Raw genomic sequence first — 18,310 nt, 5'->3', positions numbered from 1 at the left:
GAAACGAACAGCGGACGGCTCCCCTGCGAACAGCCGGAGTGCTCATCCCACAGTCACATCAAAGTCATCAATAGTCAACATTATCAATCATGGCAAGGCCATGGGTGGGGCCTCCGCGTTGTAGGTCGGAACACCAGCATCCGAGTCTGCTTCCACTCTGTTTCCACTCTGCTTCCACGCGACGGAGCTGAGTGACGGTCAGAAATTGATCGCAGAGATGGCCTCACGCAACCGTCGGCGACTTCAGCAGCTCGTAGGCGGCCTGGATGAACCGGCCGTCCAGCGTCGGTGCCTGGTTCGTCAGCGCGGCGAGCCCGACCCCGGTGCGCGGGGCGAAGCCGACGAAGGCCGTGAACCCGCGGGTGGCACCCGAGTGGAAGAGCAGGTCGACCTCGCCGCGGCGGCGCAGGTTCCAGACCAGGCCGAGCCGGTCGCCGCCGCGTGGCACGGCCAGCCGTGGCCGCTGCACCTCGCGCAGCGCGGTGTGCAGTGAGGTTCCGTCCGGTCGCGGGCTCCCGGCCGCGGCAAGGTGGGCCCGCAGCAGGAGCGCCAGGTCGCGCCCGGTGGAGCGGATCGCGCCGGCGCCCGGCAGCGCCGGGATCCGCCAGGGCGGCAGGTCCCGGCCCCGCGCGTGGCCGATCGCCTGGGAGCGCGGGTTCGGCGCGCAGCCTGTCCCGGTGAGCCCGAGCGGTGCGCAGATCCGTTCGGCCAGGAGGTCGGGGTAGTCGGTGTTCGCGGCGTCGGCGAGCAGCCGGCCGAGCAACCCGACGCCGAAGTTGGAGTACCGGACCCGGCTCCCGGGGTAACTGCGGACCCGGGTCCGGCCCAGTGATGCCATCAACTGCTCCGGCGAGAAGGCCTCGTACGGGTTGGTCCACCAGCGGGGCAGCGCCCTGCGCGGCAGGCCTGGTGGCAGCCGGGGCAACCCGGAGGTGTGGGTGGCCAGGTGGAGCAGGGTGATCGGGCCGCCCCGGCGCGGCACCGGGCGGTGCCGCGGCGTGAGCAGCGTGTCGATGGTTTGCTCGTACCGGAGTTCACCGCGTGCGACGGATTCGGCCAGCAGGAGCGCGGTGAAGGTCTTGCTCACCGATCCGAGCTCGAACGCCGTGTCGGGCGTCACGGGCGCGCCGGCCGCCCCCGCGGTGCGGCCGTGCGTGTGGAACGTGTGGGTGGCGCCGTGGACCAGGGCGAGCGAGAGGGCGGCGCGCGGTGCCAGGCAGCCGAGGAGGGCGGCCAGTTCCCGGGAGTCGGCCTGGGCAGGTCGCCCGTCGGGGGCCTGGCTGCCGGGGGCCTGGTCGTCGGTGGCCTGGTTGTCGGGAGCCGGCTCAGGCGGTGGCAGCACGGCCGGTTCCGAGCGCGCGGGCCAGGGTGAGGGTGCCGGCGACCACCGCCACGACGGCGGTGTGTTCGTGGTTCTTGAAGGTGGCGTCCGGATCGCTGTCGTCGACCGGGTCGCTGTCGCGCGGGAGCAGCCCGTCCGGGCGCTGGGCCTGGGCGAGTCGTTCCCAGGCCCTGGCGTCGCCGACGGGCCGGGCCAGGCAGGCGTCCACGATGAGGAGTTCGCCGACCAGGTCCCACAGGCCGGCCTCCGACCAGACGTCGAGCCAGACCGGCAGCCAGTCGTGCAGATAGCTCGCGATCGGCTCCGGCAGGCCTTCGGGGCGGGCGCCCCAGTCGGTGAGGTGGAAGACGGTGTGGGTCATGTCGTAGGCGGTCTTCCAGTCGATCGCCCACGGCTCGGGCCTGGCCCCCAGCCAGGTCGCGTCGGCCAGCGCGCCCCAGTCGGGGCGGTGGTCGAGGCCGGCCACCCGGCGGGCGTTGGCGACCGCGAGTCTGCGGTTGGGGTACATCTCCACGGCGTGCGAGGAGCGCAGTTCGCCGAGCTCGGCGAGCAACTGGTCCAGCGCCCGGTGGCGGTAGCCGCCGCGGACGAAGTGCGCGTAGGTCTCCAGCGGGTCGGTGAGCAGCTGGTAGCGAAGCTGACGGTCGAAGAGCAGGTCGCCGCAGCGGAGTTGCTGCCAGCCGCGTTCCAGCAGCTCGCGGGCCAGGCGGGTTTCGGCGGCTCCCGCGACCCGTTCGCGCAGCACCAGCGAGGCGGCGAGCGCGTACTCGCCGAGCGGTTTGTAGGCGCCGTCGGGGTCGGCCGGCTCGATGCCGGCGTCCGGCGGGAGCGCGCCGCGACCCAGCTGGTGCTGACCGTGCAGCCAGGCCAGGGAGGTGGCGGCGACGGTGTGGGCGGTGGCGAGGGTCGCGCTCTTGCTCCCGCTCTCGGTCTTGCGCTCGCCCTCGGTCTTGCTTCCGCTCCGGGACTCGGTCATCGGGAGGGCTCTCCTGCCGGCAGGCGTCGGGCGATCTCCAGGTCGAGCGTGGTGCGCGCACTGCCGCCGCCGACCTGGGCGAGGTGGCGCAGCAGCGGGGCGACCTCGATCGGGACCGGCGTGCCGGTCGCCTGCAGCCAGGCGAGCCAGCGGGCCAGTCGGGCTGCCGTGCGGTGGTCGCGGCGCAGGACCGAGCGGGTGGCGCCGCGGGCCAGGGCGAGCGGGGCCTGTCGTGCCTGCTCGTGGACCGGGCTGTCCAGGCCGGGGAGCGCGAGGGGGGCGAGCTGGGACATCCGGACCGACCAGGGCTGCCAGCCCGAGGGGGAGGTGAGCGGGTCGGGGGCCGGCGGGACGGCGTCGGGCCGGTGCACGGGGACCGCCCAGCCGGCTCGGGTCAGCAGCTCGGCGGTGGCCCAGTCCCGCCAGCCGACCACCAGCTCGTCCGGGCCCCGGCCGGGCGGCTCGAAGGCCCCGAAGCGGTGCCCCGCCTCGGCCAGCGCCGTGGCGGTCCCGGCGTCGATCGGCATCCCGGTGAACAGGCCCGGCGCGAACAGGTCCGGGCCGAGCACGCGCAGCGCGGCGGCGGTGGCCGGCTCCGCGGGGGCGTCCGGGTGGCCGTCGGCGGGGATGTTCCTGGGCGGATCGACGTCCCCGGCGCCGGTCAGGGCGCCGAGGACTCGATCTGCCACCCACTCGACCGCGACCGCGAACTCGTCCTGCGGCGAGGTCTCCGTGAACGGCATGGCGGATCATCCTTCACTCACGGCCGCCGCCATGGAGCGGCGGTGGCCTCGGTGGCCTGCTCCGCGGGCCGCGCGGGCCGCGGAGCGCGGAGCGCCGCCGCAGCTAGCGCGGCGCCCGCTCCTTGGGGGTCTTCGGGGAGAGCAGCAGGCCCAGCAGCAGCGCGCCCACCGCCTGGGGGCTGAAGAGCGGCGGGTCACTGACCACCGTCTCCGGCTCCGCCATCAGCGCGGTGGCCGCGAGCCGCTCCCGCTCCGACGCACGGTGCGTCACCGCTGGACGCGCCATTTCCTGGATCGCCATCTGGAACGCCTCCTCCAACAAGACGTCACCGCCACAACCGGCGGCGCCCCCCACGACCAGTCTGCGACGGACACCCCGGGCCGCGCGAGACATGAGGAGTGGGCCGTCGGTTCACCGCAGGCACCGGACTGGCCCCACCCGTAGCTCCTCCACGGGTGGGGCCAGGCGTCGGCGCGGGCCGGCCTCAGCTCGCCGAGATCTTCTGCAGGCCGGCTTGGACCTCGTCGAAGTTCATCACCGGGATGAAGGTGATCTTGGCGCCGAGGTCCTGGAAGAACGGCTCGGCGATGCTCGGGATGTCGGACGGCTCCTTGAGGTCGAGGACGACGAAGGCGGTGCGCATCCCGTCCTTCGCTCCGAAGTACGCGGCCTCCGGCTTGATCCGCTCGAACACCGACTGCATGGTGTGGGCCAGCGTCTTGCCCGTGATCGCCTTGTTCGCCCTCTCGGTGTCCATCTGGACCGTCAGCAACACCCTCATGGTCTTCCACCTCTGGTTGGCGTTTCGGCACCGCACGTGCCTCTCCAGATCGTGGCCGCGATCCGCCGCCCCGGCAGCCGGGGTAGGGCGTTTGAGGGACGGGGGCCGCAGGCGCCGGCTGCCGCGCCGCCTCCCGCCGGGCTCGCTCCGAGCGGTGCGCGGCCGCCGCCAGTCCCCCCGCGCCTCCGCCTCCGCCTCCGCCGCCTCCCGCCGGACCGTCCGCTCCCGGATCGCGGCCCGGTCGGGTGCCGGCGCTTGCCTGCCGCTCGCCCGGCGCCCCGACGAGTGCCGGAAGCCGGTGTCGTCGTGCGAAGGGGAAAGCGAACCACGGGATCCGCGGAGTTGGACGGGACGGGTTGCGGAGGTGGCCATTCGTCAAAATCCCCCGGCCGACGGATCAGAAGACTAGTCATCGGTCCAACTCACCATAAACACTTGGGCCGTTCGGGGGAACCAGGTTCGAAGGCGTGCGGCTCGGCCGTACGTCGGAGCGATGCGAAAGCGAGCGTTGCGCCATGCAGGCGATTCCCGTTCGGACGGCGCCGAGGTGTGCGGCCGCAGCCGGCGGTGCCGCCGCGGCCGGAGCCCCGGCCGCAGGTGGCGGGGGAGAGCTGACGCGGCGTTGAGTACCGTTCAGGCCAAGCGCGGGCCCAGAGCCGAGGCCCCGGCCATGCCCGAGGGCGAGGTGGAGCTGGCCGAGCCGCCCGTGCTGGGCGAGCCCGCTTCGGCGGACCTCGGCTCCGCGCTCCTCTACCTGCCGATGGGCCTCGGCGTCGGCGCCATGGTGCTGATGTTCTCCATGCGCAGCGCCGGGCCGAGCACCTACATGATGTCCGGGATGATGGGCGTGGCCATGGTCAGCATGACGCTGACCCAGCTCGGCCGCTCCGGCGGCGAGCGCCGCCGCCGGATGCACGCCGAGCGCCGCGACTACTTGCGCTACCTGGGTCAGAAGCGCCGCCAGGCACGCCAGGCGGCGCACGCGCAGCGGGCCGCGCTGCTCTGGGACAACCCGGACCCGGCCCGGCTGACCGCCTTCGTGCGGGGCCCGCGCGTGTGGGAGCGCAGGCCCGGGCACGAGGACTTCGCCCGGGTGCGGATCGGACTCGGACCGCGCCGCGCGGCACTGGAGTTCGTGCCCCCGCAGACCCGTCCGGTGGAGGACCTGGAGCCGCTCGCGGCGGTCTCGCTGCGCCGCTTCACCAAGGCGCACCAGGTGGTGCCCCGGCTGCCGATCCCGGTCTCGCTGCGCCGGTTCACCGCCGTCGAGCTGGCCGGCTCGGGCACCGACGCGCTCGCGCTGGCCCGTGCCGTCATCGGCCAACTGGTGGCCCTGCACTCGCCGGAGGAGTTGCGCATCGCGCTGCTCGGCGGGCCCGCGGCGCAGGCCGAGTGGGACTGGCTCAAGTGGCTGCCGCACAACGGCCACCGCGGCGAGGAGGACGACGCGGGGCCGCTGCGGCTGGCCGCCGAGAGCCACGACGCGCTGCTGGAGCTGCTCGGCTCGGAGGTGCGCGACCGGCCCGACCACGACCCGGGCGCCTCGCCGAGCACCGCCGAGCCCTATGTGGTGATCCTCGCCCAGGGCCTGCGGCTGCCCGACACCTCCCGGCTGCTGAACGGCGGCCTGCGCAACGTGCTGCTGCTGGACGCCACCGGCGCGATGACCGGTGGACCCATGGTGCTCCGGCTGACCCTGCGCGAGGGCAAGGTGGAGTTCCCCAGCGGGGAGGCCACCGTCACCGCGGAGGCGGACGCGCTGAGCGCCGCGGGGGCGCAGACCCTCGCCCGCGCCCTGGCCCCGCTGCGCACCGGCGGCAGCGTGGACCTGGCCGACCGGGGGCTGGAGTCCGACCTCGACCTCTCCGCGCTGCTCGGCATCCGCGACCCGCACGGCTTCGACGTGGCCGCCAAGTGGCGGCCGCGCCTGGAGCAGTCGGCCCGGCTCAAGGTGCCGCTCGGCGTCACCGACGAGGGCGAGGTCGTCGAGCTGGACCTGAAGGAGTCGGCCCAGGGCGGCATGGGCCCGCACGGCCTGCTGATCGGGGCCACCGGCTCCGGCAAGAGCGAGCTGCTGCGCACCCTGGTCACCGGCCTGGCCGTCACGCACTCCTCCGAGGTGCTCAACCTGGTGCTGGTGGACTTCAAGGGCGGTGCCACCTTCCTCGGCATGGACCGGCTGCCGCACACCTCCGCCGTGATCACCAACCTGGCCGACGAGATCCACCTGGTCGACCGGATGCGCGACTCCATCAACGGCGAGATGATCCGCCGTCAGGAGCTGCTGCGCACCGCCGGGTACTCCTCGCTCTACGACTACGAGAAGGCGCGCGGCGGCGGCGCCGATCTGGCCCCGCTGCCCTCGCTGCTCGTCATCGTCGACGAGTTCTCCGAACTGCTGGCCAGCAAGCCCGAGTTCGTGGACCTCTTCGTCTCCATCGGCCGCCTCGGGCGCAGCCTGGGCGTGCACCTGCTGCTGGCCTCGCAGCGCCTGGACGAGAGCCGCATCCACAAGGTGGAGGGCCACCTCTCCTACCGGGTGGCCCTGCGCACCTTCTCCGCGATGGAGTCCCGCTCGGTGATCGGGGTGGCCAGCGCCTACGAGCTGCCGTCCGCTCCCGGCAACGGCTTCCTCAAGATCGACACCACCAACCTGGTCCGGTTCAAGGCCGCCTACGTCTCCGGCCCGGCCCCGGAGCGGGTCGTGGGCGTCGCCACCGAGAGCGCGGGGGAGGAGAGCGGGTTCGAGGTCGTCCCGTTCGCCCTGGCCCGGCAGGGCCGGCTGCTCTCCGAGCGGATCGCGGAACTCACCGCCGCCCGCGAGCAGCATCAGGAGCGGCCCGCCGCGCCGACCGAACCGGCCGAGGCCGGCGAGAGCCTGCTCGAACTGCTGGTCGGACGGCTGGAGGAGGCCGGTCCGCCGGCCCGCCAGGTCTGGCTCGCCCCGCTCAACTCCTCGCCCAGCCTGGACGAGCTGCTGCCCGGCATCGTCCCCGATCCTGCCCGCGGCATGTCCGCGCCGGGACCGGCCGGCACCGGCTCGCTGCGGGTCGCCCTCGGCATGGTGGACCGCCCCTACGAGCAGCTGCGCGAACTGCTGGTGGCCGACCTGTCCGGCGCCGACGGCCACATCGGCCTGGTCGGCGCCCCGCAGACCGGAAAGTCCACGCTGCTGCGCACCCTGATCCTCTCGCTGGCGCTGACCCACACCCCCGAGGAGATCCAGTTCTACTGCCTGGACTTCGGCGGCGGCGGCCTCGCCTCCACCTCCGGACTGCCGCACGTCGGCTCGGTGGCCTCCCGGCTCGACCGGGACCGGGTGCTGCGCACCGTCGCCGAGCTCAGCCAGCTGCTGGAACGCCGCGAGCAGGCCTTCGCCGACCTGGGCCTGGAATCCATGACCGCCTACCGCGCGCAGCGCGCCCGGGGCGGCGTCGAGGACCCCTACGGCGACGTCCTGCTGGTCGTGGACGGCTGGTTCACCCTCCGTCAGGACTACGAGGACCTGGAGCCCAAGGTCATCGAGCTGGCCGCGCGCGGCCTCTCCTTCGGCATCCACGTGATCGCCTCCGCCGTGCGCTGGTCCGAGCTGCGGCCGCGGCTGCGCGACCTGCTCGGCACCAAGCTGGAGCTGCGGCTCGGTGACCCGATGGAGTCCGAGGTCGGCTCGCGGGTGGCCCAGGCCGTCCCGCACCGCCCAGGGCGCGGCATCACCGCCGGCAGCCACCACTTCCTCTCCGCGCTGCCCCGGCTGGACGGCTCCGCCGCCACCGCCGACCTCACCGAGGCCACCAAGGCGGCCGTCGCCGAGATCGACACCTTCTGGACCGGCCCCGCCGCCCCTGGCGTGCGCCTGCTGCCCACCCGCCTGCCGGTCGCCCAACTGCCGCCGCCCGAGGGCGACCTGAAGATCGCCCTGGGCTGGGACGAGCAGCGCCTGGAGCCCGTCCGGCACGACTTCTCCGCCCAGGCCCACCTGATGGTCTTCGGTGACGGCGAGACCGGCAAGACCAACGCGCTGCGCCTGGTGATCCGCGCCCTCACCGAGCACCGCACCCCCGAGCAGGCCCGGATCATGGTGGCCGACCCCGGCCGCGGCCTGCTGGCGAGCGTGCCGGAGGAGTACCGGGTCGGCTACGCCGTCGAACGCGACGCGCTGGCCGCGCTCGCCACCAACGCGGCCGTCTCCATGACCAAGCGGGTGCCGGGCCCGGAGATCACCCCCGAGCAACTGGCCCGCCGCGACTGGTGGCAGGGCCCGCGGCTCTTCGTGGTGGTCGACGACTACGACCTCTTCGGCGGCGCGACGGGCACCCCCTCGCCGCTCGCCCCCCTGCTGCCGCTGCTGGCCCAGGGCCCGCACATCGGCATGCACCTGGTGGTTGCCCGCAGCACCTCCGGCGCGATGCGGGCGATGTCCGACCCGCTGCTGCGCCGGATGTGGGAGCTGGGCAACCCGGCGCTGCTCTTCTCCTACCCCAAGGAGGAGGGCAAGTTCATCGGCGAGGCGAAGCCGCGCACGCTGCCCGCCGGCCGCGCCCAACTGGTCACCCGGCGCTCCGTGCGGCTGGTGCAGACGGGCCTGGTGGAGGGCCGATGACCACCACTCATCCGAACGGGAGCACCATGCTGTCAACCGCGACCGCGCCGACGCTCACCGGCGCGGAGGTGTGCCGGCTCACCGTGGTCGGCCCCGGCGGCAGCGCCGACCTGGCCGTGCCGGTGGCCACCCCCCTCTCCGCGCTGCTGCCGCTGCTGCTCCGCCGGCTCGGCACCCCCGCCCCCGCCGTCGCGCCGGTGCCCGCCCAGGGCGCAGCGGCGGCCCAGGCCGCGGCCCCCGCCCCGGCTCCCGCCGTCGAGCCGGGCACCGCCTGGGTGCTCCAGCGCCTCGGCGAGGAGCCGCTGGACCCGGACGGCACCGTCGAGAGCCACCGGCTGCGCCACGGTGAGACGCTGCACCTGCGCCCCGCCGACGACCCGCTGCCCGCCCTGCACTTCGACGACCTCGCGGACGGCGTCGGCCACGTGGTCAGCGCCCGCCCCGGCCGCTGGGAGCCGCGGACCACCCGCCAACTCGCGCTGGCCCTGGCCGTCCTCGCGCTCCTCGCGCTGGCCGCCGGACTGCTCGGCGGCGGCCCCGGCGCCACCACAGCGCTCGGCGCGGGCGCCACGGCCGTGCTGCTCGGCGCGGCCGCCGCCGCGGCCGCGCTCAGCCGTGACCGTGCCACCGCCGGGGCCCGCTCGGTGGCCGCCGTGGCCGGCCTCGGCGCCCTCGCCTTCGGCGCCCTGGCCGGGCTGACCTTCCGGCCGGGACCGCACGGCGGCTACGCCCCCGGGCTGCCCGGCGTGCTGACCGCCGCCGCCTGCGTCAGCGTGCTCGCCATCGCCCTGCTGGCCCTGCGCGCACTCCCGCCGCAGCTGCCCGGCACCGCCCTGCTCACCGCCGCGGCCGCCGCCGTCGGCGCCGCACTGACGCAGGCCGCGCACTGGCACGGCGCGCAGGCCGCCGGCATCGTCGCGGGCGGGCTCTTCGTGATCGGGCACTTCGGCCCGCGGCTGGCCCTGCGCGCCGCCCGCCTTCGGGTGCCGCCGCTGCCGCACAACGCCGAGGAGCTGCAGCAGGACCTGGACCCCGAGCCGCAGGAGCGGGTCGAACAGCGGGTCGGCTTCGCCAACGCCTGCCTGGACGTGCTCAGCCTCGGCTCCGGCCTCGTCTACGCCGCCGGCTTCTGGTACCTGACGCACGATCACGGCTGGATCGGCTGGGTGCTGCCGCTGGTCCTCGCCGCCGCCGTGCTGCTGCGCGCCCGCAGTCTGGCCCGCACCCTGCAGCGGCTGCCCACGGTGCTCTCCGCCGCCCTCGGCCTGGCCGTGCTGCTGCTGGTACGGGCGGTGCCCGGCGGCCCCGGCCACCGGCTCGCCCTGCTCGCCGTGCTGCTGCTGGCCGCGGCCGCACTGCTGCTGGCCGCGCTCCGGCTGCCCACCGCCCGGCTGCTGCCGATCTGGGGCCACGTGGGCGACCGGTTGGAGACGGCCACCACCGTGGCGCTGCTGCCGCTGCTGTTGCAGACCCTGCACGCCTACGGCTACTTCCGCTCGCTGGCCGGCTGAGGGGGTACGGATGCAGACCCGACGCGACCACCTGCAGGCCTACCGGTTCGCCGTGGGCCGCCTCTCCACCGCCCTGCTCACCGGCGACCCGGGCCGCGGCGACCAGCCGGGCCGCCGCGCCGCGCTGGGCACCGTGCTGGGCACCGGGACGGCGTTGCTGCTCTGCGCCGGGTTCGGCGTCTACGGCTTGATCTCCCCTCCAGTGAACGACAGTTGGCGCGCGCCGGGCACCATCGTGATGGAGCAGCGGACCGGCACCCGCTACCTCTACCTCGGCGGCACGCTGCGCCCGGTCCGCAACTACGCCTCCGCGCTGCTGATCCTCGGCAAGGGCGCCACCCTGCGCGAGGTCTCCACCAAGGACCTGGGCGACACCCCGCACGGCGCGCCGGTCGGCATCGCCGCGGCGCCCGACAGCCTGCCCGCCCCCACGGCGCTCACCGGCGCCGTCTGGACCCGCTGCCTGGCCCCCACCGGCCTGGGCACGACCGGCTTGGGCACGACCGGCTTGGGCACGACCGGCTTGGGCACGACCGGCTTGGGCACGACCGGTCAGGGTGCGACCGGTCAGGGTGCGACCGGCTCCGGCGGCGGGGCCGAGCGCGTCGACCTCGCCCCGGCCGCGCACACCACCACGCTGCCCGCCGACCGCCAACTGCTGCTCACCGGCCCGGACGGACACCGCTCGCTGCTCTGGCGCGGCGTGCTGCACCCGGTGCCGGGCGCCGCCACCCTGATCGCCCTCGGCCTGGACGGCGACCAGCCGCACGCCGCCCCCGCGGACTGGCTCGCCGCCCTGCCCCAGGGCACCCCGCTGGCGGCCGCCCCGATCGCCGACAGCGGCCAACCGGCCGCCGCCGTCGCGGGCGTGCCCACCGTGGTCGGCCAGCTCTTCCGCACCGGCGCCGCCGGAGCCGGCCACGCGTACGTGATGACCAGCACCGGTGTCGCCCCGATCGGCCCCACCGAGGCGGCCCTGCTCGCGGCCGCGCCAGGTGCGCCGAGCGCCCGTGAGGTCACCGCCGCCGACCTGGCCGCCGCCCCCGTCTCGGCCGCCGCCGCTCCTGGCGCGGACCTGCCCGAGGTGCTGGACGCCACCGAGACCGCCACCGGCACCACCGCCCTCTGCCTGCGCCAGCAGGCCGACGGCACGCAGCTCAGCACGGCGGTGGTCGAGGCCGCCGCCGACGACGACCCCCGGCCGGTCCGACTCCCGTCCAACGCAGGCGTACTGGCGGTGGACCAGGACCAGCTGGCGCAGCGGCAGAGCAGCCCGCAGACCTACCTGATCAGTGACCAGGGCGTCGCCTTCCCGCTCGGCGACACGCAGGCCCAGGCCGCCCTCGGCCTCGGCAGCGCCACGCCCGTCCCGCTGCCCGCCGCGCTGCTCGCCGTCCTGCCGAAGGGGCCGGTGCTCTCCACCGCCGCGGCCCGACTCACCGTGCAGGGCGGGTGAGCCCGATGAGCCCCACGCGCTCCGGCCCGGCGGCCCCCCGCACCCGGACCCCGCAGCCGCTGCAGCTCCGGCTCCAGCAGGCCGGCGACGCCATGCTGATCCACCCCAAGGGCGGCGCCGACCGGCAGGCCCTCGGCTTCGCGCTCTGGCTGGCCCCCGACACCCAGCACACCGTGGTCGTGGTGGACCTGCCCTTCGGCGCGCTGGAGCCGCACTGGCAGCAGCTGGCCCGACTGCTCGACCGCCTGCCCGGAAAGGGCCTGCGGCTGGTCTTCGGCCGGGCCACGCCCGAGGAGTCGCGCACCGTGGGCCAGTTGCTGGCCGAGCGACTGCGCCGCACCGTGCTGGTCCCCGACGGCGAACTGCTGCCCACCTCGCAGGGCGGCCTCTTCATCCCCGCCGACTACGGCGCGGGCTGGCTGCGGATCCGGCCCGGCCGCCCCGTGGAGCGCGACTCGCTGCGCTTCCCCAAGCCCATGTGGGACTTCTCCACCAGCGACCAGCCGTGGGAGTGCGGCCCCTACGGCGTGGTCGAGGCCGTGCCCAGTGGCGTCTGGGTGCGCAGCGCCCGCCCCAGCCCGCCGCTGGCCGGCTGGCGCCGCCTGGTGGACCGGGTGCCGAGCCACCCGCAGCTGATGAACATCGTGCTGGGCAGCCCCGGCGGCCCGGCCGTGCCGCTCGACGACGTCGTCCGGGTCTGGGACACCGTCATGCAGTCGGTGCGCGCCTGGGTCCGCTTCATCCACTTCGGCCCGGTGGCACTGCCGGCGGGCGGGGTCAGCGTCGGTCAGGAGCTGGCCGACGCGATCGGCCACCAGGTCGTCCTCTACGCCGGGATGCCCACGGTCGAGTCCGGCGACGGTTCGGTCGGCGACGGGCCGGCCCGGATCATGGGCCTGCGCGGCGACGGCTCGCCCGGCTGGGCGCCCTTCGCCGCCGAACTCGTCTACTCCCCGCGCGGCGACGCCGATCAGGCCCCGCCGCCCGCCCTGGTCGGCATCCGGCAGCCGGTCACCGGGGTCCACCAACTCGGCCCAGGCCTCTACCAGTACGCCACCGACGCGGTGCTCGAGGTGATCTCCTGCGGGCTCTGGATCCGGTCCGCCGAGGACCCGGACGGTGCCGACGACGTCCGCCGCCTGCCCTGCGCGCCGGGCCACCCCGTCATCCTCTACGACAACAGCACACCCGCCGGCACCGCGCGGATGCGCGCCCTGGCCCAGGACATGCTCTGGCGGCTCGACCCGGAGAGCCGCGAGGCGTTCCGGGTCGCCCCCGCCGACGCCCCCGGCCTGACGGCTGCCGCCGACCACCACGCCTGGACCGTGCCGCCCACCGCCGAGGACTGGCGCGCGGTCGCCGCGGCGCGGGCCGCCGAGCGCCGCCCGCTGCACGAGGCCCCGTGGAGCCCGCGCGGCCGCTCCGGCGCGGCCGCGCCGTCCGTCCCCGCGCCCGCTCCGGCTGGTGATGTGGCGCTGGGCAACGCCCTTGAGGCTCCGTCACCCGCAGGCCCCCGGACGATGCCCACCGGCGGCCCCACCCGGACCCCGTCCCCGCGCCGACTCCGCACCGAATCGGCTGCCGACACTCCCGGCAGCGCGCTCGCCGCCCTCGGCGACGCCGGCCTGCACGCCCTCTCCTCCGACGGCGCCGTGCTGCTGCCCTCACCCCCCACGGCGACGGACGCCACCGGGACGGCGGTGGCCGGCCCGCACCCCGCCCCGGCCCGACCGGACGGACCGGCTGGACCGGACGGGCCCGCGCGATCCGGCCTCCGGGTGGTGGAGCGGGTGGAGCGGGTGGAGCCGCCGGCGCCCGTGTCCCGTGGTGAGGTCGAGCCCTTCCCGGAGGGGGACCCGGATGGGGACGCGGACTTCCCGCTGCCGGTCGGTGTCGCGCCTGCCGGCCCCGCGCCCGTCCCTGGCCCTGCCCCCGTCACCGTCCTTGCTCCCGTCCCCGCCGCTGCCCCCGTTCCCGGACCTGGCGCGGCGCCGAGTCCGACCGGAGCGGGCCTGACCCGTCCGCTGCCGCGCCTGGTCGAGGCCGAGCCGCCGCCCCCCGTCGCCCTGCCGACGATTCCGCGGCCCGCCGCTCCCGCGCGGGGGGACGCCCCGGCCTCGCCTGCTCCGGAGCCCGTCGCGCCCGACCCGTTCCCCGAGCCCGCTCCGGAGCCCGTCGCGCTCGACTCTGCGCCCGTCCCGCCGTCCCCCGCGATGGCGGTACCCAGGATCCGGATGGAGTCCGGGGCGGTGCCCGACAGCGTGGCCGTGCCGCCACCGCCACCGGCGCCCGTGCGGGCGGCCCCGGCGCGGCCGGTGGCCGGGGTGCGGGTGCAGACGGTACCCGGGCCGGCGGCCGGCGTGGTGCCGCCGGCGCGTGGGCTGGAGCAGGAGCGGGCGTGGGTGCGGCGGACGTTCAGCGCGCGGTACAACGCCATCGCCGGGACGGTCTCGCGGGTGATGTCCGAGTCGCCGGGCCTGCGCGGCGTCTCGCGCAGCGACACCGTCGACGCGCTGACCGACCTGGTCGCCGTCCGGCTCTACCTCTCCGGCGACAGCACGGCCGTGGACGAGGCCATCCGCGCCGCCACGGCGGGGCCGCACGTGCCGCTGGCCCGCTGCGTCACGGCCGGGCTGCGGCGGCTGCCCTCCTACCGGGGACCGGCCCTGCTGCGCACCCGCCTCACCGCCGCCGAGCGCGCCTGGTACGCGGACGGCCGCACCGCGGTCGAGTGGGCCTTCTGCACCGCCTGGACCGCGCCGCCGCCCGCCCCGGCCGGCGGCACCGACTTCCTGATCTGGTCGATGACCGCGCGCCGCACCGCCCTGCTCGACCCGCCCGCGCCGGACCGGGTGCTGTTCCTGCCCGGCACCGCCTTCAAGGTGCTGCGCACCGACGAGTCGGGGGACCGCCCGGTGGTGCTGCTGCGCGAGCTCTCCCCGGCCGAGGCGGCCGGCGACCCGCAGGCAGGGGCCGCGGCGGTCGTGGACCCGGCCGCCCGGCGGCTGCCGCTCGACGAGATCGCCCTGGACAGCCTCGAACGCTCCGTCACCGCCCTGGGACTGGAGAGCCGTTCGGAAACCGCCGGGACGCCCGGCGTCCTCGGCAACCCCCCGGGCCTGCTGATCGCCCGGGACCGCCTGCGGCCCACCGCCGACCGGGGCACGGCCCCTGAGGGAGCAGCACCATGAGCCGTCACATCCTGGCGGTCTCGCCCGACCGCCCCGGCGCCTACCGGACCATCGCCGCCGCCCTGGCCGCCGCCCAGGACGGCACGCTGATCACCCTGGCCCCCGGCCGGTACGAGGAGTCGTTGCTGATCACCCGCCCGGTGACGCTGGCCGCCGACCCGGCCGGCTCGGCGCAGATCCACAGCGCCTCCGGCAGCACCGTGGTGCTGGACGCCGAGGCGGTGCAGCTCACCGGGCTGCTGCTCGCCGGCGCGGACCGGGAGGCCCCGGTGCTGGACGTGCGGCGCGGCCAGGCGGCGCTGGACGGCTGCCAGGTCTCCGGCGAGGCCTGGGCCGCCGTGCTGGCCTGGCAGCAGGGCCAACTGGCGCTCCGCGACTGCACGGTGACCAACGCCCAGGGCGCCGGCATCGTGGTCACCTCCAGTGGTGGCAACGTCATGGAGCGCTCGCGGGTGACCGACGTCGGCTCCTCCGCCGTGGTCGTGGCCGAGCAGGGCCGGCTCACCGTCCGGGACTGCACCTTCTCCGGCGCGCGCGGCAACGGCATCTGCGTCAACGGCGAGGGCGCGGCCGTGGTCGAGTCCAGCCGGATCGAGCGGAGCGGCAAGCCCGCGGTCGCGGTCGAGCAGCAGGGCCGCGCCGAGCTGCGCAAGGTGACCGTGGCCGACAGCGTTCACCTGGACGCCTACCTCGCCAGCAGCGCCGCGATCAGCCTGCTGGACTGCGTCTTCACCGGCTCGGGCGGGCAGTCGGTGCACGTCGGCGCCGGGGCCGCGCCGCTGCTGCGCGCCTGCGTGATCAGCGGGGCGGCGGTGGGCGGCGTGCGGGTGGCCGCCGACGCCCGCGCCGTCCTCGACCAGTGCCGGATCGAGGGCACCCCGATCGGCCTGCTGGTCGAGGACGCGGGGGCGGCCGAGGCGGTCGACCTGACCGTGCGCGAGGCCGCCGCCGTCGCGGTGCGCGCCCAGGGCCGGGTCACGCTCAGCCTGGCCGGCGGCGAGATCGCCGCCCCGGCGGGCGCGCTCGGCGTGGAGCTGGACGGCGAGGTGACCGCCCGCCTCCGCGAGGTACGGCTGCGCGCGGCCGGCGGCACACCGCTGACGCTGGCCGGCGGCGCCAAGGCCGAGTTCGTCTCCGGCTCGCTGCACGGCGGTGAGACGCTGGTCGGCGCGGACAGCGAACTGCGTGCCTCCGAGAGCGAGTTCGCCGCCTCCGACGCGGACGGCATCCGGGTCGCCGGCGGCACGCTGACCGCCACCGGCTGCCGGATCAGCGGAGCCCGGCGCAACGGCGTGCACGTGCAGGCCTCCGGCCGGGCCGAGTTGGGCGGCTGCCGGGTCTTCGACAACGGCGCGGACGGCGTGCGCTGCAACACCGACGCGCCGGTGCGGGTGCACGACTGCGAGATCCGCGACAACGGCGGCAGCCCGGTGCACGAGCTGAAGCCCGGTGGCCCGGTCACCGTGGAGCGGCTGGACACCGGCGGTCGGTCGGACGGAGCGCGGGACGCCGACGGTGGGCAGGCCGACGGCCCGTCGGGCAGCCCCGCCGCCGGGGCCCCGGGCGCGCCCGGCAACCCGCGGCACACCGGCACCGGGCCGCTGGCCGACCTGGACGCGCTGGTCGGTCTGGAGTCGGTCAAGCGCGAGGTCACCGGCCTGATCAACGTCAACAAGATGGCCCAGCGGCGGCAGGAGATGGGCCTGCCGATGCCGCCGATGAGCCGCCACCTGGTCTTCGCCGGACCGCCCGGCACCGGCAAGACGACCGTGGCCCGGCTCTACGGCGCCGTGCTGGCCGAGCTCGGCATCCTCAGCAAGGGCCACATCGTGGAGGTGGCCCGCGCCGACCTGGTCGCCCAGATCATCGGTGGCACCGCGATCAAGACCACCGAGGTCTTCCAGAAGGCGCTCGGCGGCGTGCTCTTCATCGACGAGGCGTACACCCTGACCAACCAGTCCCGGGGCACCGGGCCGGACTTCGGTCAGGAGGCGGTCGAGACGCTGATGAAGCTGATGGAGGACCACCGCGACGAGATCGTGGTGATCGTGGCCGGGTACTCGGCGCAGATGGAGCAGTTCCTGGCCTCCAACCCGGGCATGGCCTCCCGCTTCGCCCGCAGCGTGGCGTTCCCCAACTACAGCCCGGACGAACTGGTCACCATCGTCCGGGGGTTGTGCGCCAAGCACTACTACGAGCTGGACGAGAGCGCGTTGGAGGCGCTGGTCCGCTACTTCGACCTGGTGCCCAAGGGGGCCACCTTCGGCAACGGGCGGGTGGCCCGGCAGGTCTTCGAGGAGATGATCAGCGGTCAGGCCTCCCGGCTGGCCTCCGAGCCGCCGCAGGACGACGCCGAGTTGAGCCGGCTGACCGGTGCGGACGTGCTGGTCGCGCCGGTGCGGCAGAGCCCCGCGCCGCCGGCCGTCTCGGCCCCGGCCGCTACCCCGGCCGCTACCCCGGCAGCTATCCCGGCCGCGCAGCCCGCTGCGAAGGCGAAGGCCCCGGCCGCCGTGCCGCAGCCCCAACCCGCCGCTGCGCAGCCGCCGGTGAGCCCGCAGCACCCGGCAGCCCCGCATCCGGCAGTCCCGCACCCGGCGGCCGCCCAGCCGCAGCCCGCGCCCCAGCCGCAGGCCCGGCCCGGGACCTCGGCCCCCGCCGCTCCTGCCCCTGCCGCCGCTCCTGCCCCTGCCCACGCCCCGGCGGAGCCCCTGCCCGGCCTGCGCGCCCTCGCCGAGCTCACCGGCCTGGAGGGCGCCCGCCGGATCGTGGCCACCCGGCTGGAGAGCCTGACCCGGCTGCACCTGGCGGGCCGCTCCACCGAGGGCCTGGCGCACGCCGTGTTCCAGGGGCCGCCCGGCAGCGGCCGTCGGGCGCTGGCCCAGGCGTACGCCCGCTGCCTGGCCGAGCTGGACCTGCTGCCGCACGGAGCCCTGAGCGGGATCGAGCTGTCCGCCGTGCCGGTGCGCTGGGCGCAGCAGCCGCTGCACCGGCTGGCCGCCGCGCTGACCGAGGCGGCGGGCGGCGTGCTCGCCGTGGCCTGGGACGCCGCCTTCGACCTGCGGCCCGCCGAGCACCAGGCGGCCGTGCTGGACGCGCTGGCCCAGCTCGCGGTGCGGGACCACGGAGCCGTACTGGTGCTCTGCGGCAGCGGCCCCGAGCTGACCCGGGCGCTCGCCGAGCACGACGAGCTGGCCGAGACCTTCGCCGAGTACGCCGAACTGGACCCGTACACCCCCGGCCAGGCAGTGGAGTTGGTGGATCGCCGGCTGCGCGCCTTCGGCTTCCGGCTGGGCGAGGAGGCGGCCCGCGGGCTCGCGGCCGCGCAGCAGCTGAGCCCCGCCCCCGGTGGCGCCTACGAGTTGCACCGGTTGGCCGAGTGGCTGACCGCCGGCGCCCGTTCACGGACCATCGCCATGGACGAGCTGACGGAGCTGCTCGCGGCGCACCAGGGCGCCGTCCGGCCGTCACCGCGGCGTCACCCGGATGAACCGCCAACTACCGCCGGTCGGAGCATGGTTGATCCGCGACCGGCTCAGTCGGCCGCGCCGCATGCCGTCCAGGGGACGGCGGACCAGACCGGGACCGCGCCGCTGGTGCGCTCCTGACGCCCCGACAGATCCACTGCCCCGACCGTTTCACCGCCTGACCGCCTGACCGCCTGACCCCGTACCCGCCGGCTCAACGCCGGCCGAGCAGAGAAGGACCACCG

10 protein-coding genes are annotated in these 18,310 nt (G+C 75.9%); 5 read left to right on the top strand and 5 right to left on the bottom strand.

Annotated features, from left to right (window positions below):
• Window positions 1-223 precede the first annotated feature (223 nt).
• From OG455_RS00570 to OG455_RS00550, 5 genes are all read right to left on the bottom strand, one after another.
• Entirely contained in the window at window positions 224-1,342 is a 1,119-nt protein-coding gene (locus OG455_RS00570; protein ID WP_266288978.1) for a serine hydrolase, read from the bottom strand.
• The gene (locus OG455_RS00565) at window positions 1,326-2,318 is read right to left on the bottom strand and encodes a hypothetical protein (RefSeq protein ID WP_266288976.1); all 993 of its coding nucleotides are present in this window, start codon (window positions 2,316-2,318) and stop codon (window positions 1,326-1,328) included. The genes OG455_RS00570 and OG455_RS00565 overlap by 17 nt, the downstream gene beginning before the upstream one ends.
• Window positions 2,315-3,061 carry a hypothetical protein gene (locus tag OG455_RS00560; protein ID WP_266288974.1) on the bottom strand — a complete coding sequence of 249 codons (747 nt, stop codon included), beginning with the start codon at window positions 3,059-3,061 and terminating at the stop codon, window positions 2,315-2,317. Before OG455_RS00560 ends, OG455_RS00565 begins: the two co-directional genes overlap by 4 nt.
• 103 nt (window positions 3,062-3,164) lie before the next feature.
• Window positions 3,165-3,362, bottom strand: coding sequence for a hypothetical protein (locus OG455_RS00555; protein ID WP_266288972.1), 198 nt, complete (start codon window positions 3,360-3,362; stop codon window positions 3,165-3,167).
• A 184-nt stretch (window positions 3,363-3,546) separates the two neighbouring features.
• Window positions 3,547-3,843: a hypothetical protein gene (locus OG455_RS00550; RefSeq protein WP_266288970.1), complete on the bottom strand. Its 297-nt coding sequence runs from the start codon at window positions 3,841-3,843 to the stop codon at window positions 3,547-3,549.
• Between the two features lie 670 nt (window positions 3,844-4,513).
• Between OG455_RS00550 and eccCa the strand changes: the two genes are divergently transcribed.
• The 5 genes from eccCa to OG455_RS00525 are packed head-to-tail and all read left to right on the top strand — an operon-like array spanning window position 4,514 to window position 18,206.
• Window positions 4,514-8,443: a type VII secretion protein EccCa gene (gene eccCa, locus OG455_RS00545; RefSeq protein WP_266300612.1), complete on the top strand. Its 3,930-nt coding sequence runs from the start codon at window positions 4,514-4,516 to the stop codon at window positions 8,441-8,443.
• Window positions 8,440-9,954: a type VII secretion integral membrane protein EccD gene (eccD, locus tag OG455_RS00540; protein ID WP_266288968.1), complete on the top strand. Its 1,515-nt coding sequence runs from the start codon at window positions 8,440-8,442 to the stop codon at window positions 9,952-9,954. The genes eccCa and eccD overlap by 4 nt, the downstream gene beginning before the upstream one ends.
• A gap of 10 nt (window positions 9,955-9,964) precedes the next feature.
• Window positions 9,965-11,410, top strand: coding sequence for a type VII secretion protein EccB (locus tag OG455_RS00535; RefSeq protein ID WP_266288966.1), 1,446 nt, complete (start codon window positions 9,965-9,967; stop codon window positions 11,408-11,410).
• Between the two features lie 5 nt (window positions 11,411-11,415).
• Window positions 11,416-14,601 (top strand): hypothetical protein, encoded by a 3,186-nt coding sequence (locus OG455_RS00530; RefSeq protein ID WP_266288964.1) that lies wholly within the window; start codon window positions 11,416-11,418, stop codon window positions 14,599-14,601.
• Complete coding sequence (locus OG455_RS00525; RefSeq protein WP_266288962.1) at window positions 14,598-18,206, top strand: right-handed parallel beta-helix repeat-containing protein; 3,609 nt, start codon at window positions 14,598-14,600, stop codon at window positions 18,204-18,206. The genes OG455_RS00530 and OG455_RS00525 overlap by 4 nt, the downstream gene beginning before the upstream one ends.
• Window positions 18,207-18,310: the final 104 nt, after the last annotated feature.

The sequence above is a fragment of the Kitasatospora sp. NBC_01287 genome (genome assembly GCF_026340565.1).
Lineage (GTDB): Bacteria > Actinomycetota > Actinomycetes > Streptomycetales > Streptomycetaceae > Kitasatospora.
Note: the sequence above shows the minus strand (reverse complement) of the source record. Positions and strands in the feature narration are given on the sequence as shown.

Bases quoted from the DNA above. Each gene is read 5' to 3' on its own strand.
- OG455_RS00560 (WP_266288974.1), bottom strand. From the start codon at position 3,061: ATGCCGTTCACGGAGACCTCGCCGCAGGACGAGTTCGCGGTCGCGGTC.
- eccCa (WP_266300612.1), top strand. From the start codon at position 4,514: ATGCCCGAGGGCGAGGTGGAGCTGGCCGAGCCGCCCGTGCTGGGCGAG.
- OG455_RS00530 (WP_266288964.1), top strand. From the start codon at position 11,416: ATGAGCCCCACGCGCTCCGGCCCGGCGGCCCCCCGCACCCGGACCCCG.
- OG455_RS00550 (WP_266288970.1), bottom strand. From the start codon at position 3,843: ATGAGGGTGTTGCTGACGGTCCAGATGGACACCGAGAGGGCGAACAAG.
- eccD (WP_266288968.1), top strand. From the start codon at position 8,440: ATGACCACCACTCATCCGAACGGGAGCACCATGCTGTCAACCGCGACC.
- OG455_RS00525 (WP_266288962.1), top strand. From the start codon at position 14,598: ATGAGCCGTCACATCCTGGCGGTCTCGCCCGACCGCCCCGGCGCCTAC.
- OG455_RS00565 (WP_266288976.1), bottom strand. From the start codon at position 2,318: ATGACCGAGTCCCGGAGCGGAAGCAAGACCGAGGGCGAGCGCAAGACC.
- OG455_RS00555 (WP_266288972.1), bottom strand. From the start codon at position 3,362: ATGGCGATCCAGGAAATGGCGCGTCCAGCGGTGACGCACCGTGCGTCG.
- OG455_RS00535 (WP_266288966.1), top strand. From the start codon at position 9,965: ATGCAGACCCGACGCGACCACCTGCAGGCCTACCGGTTCGCCGTGGGC.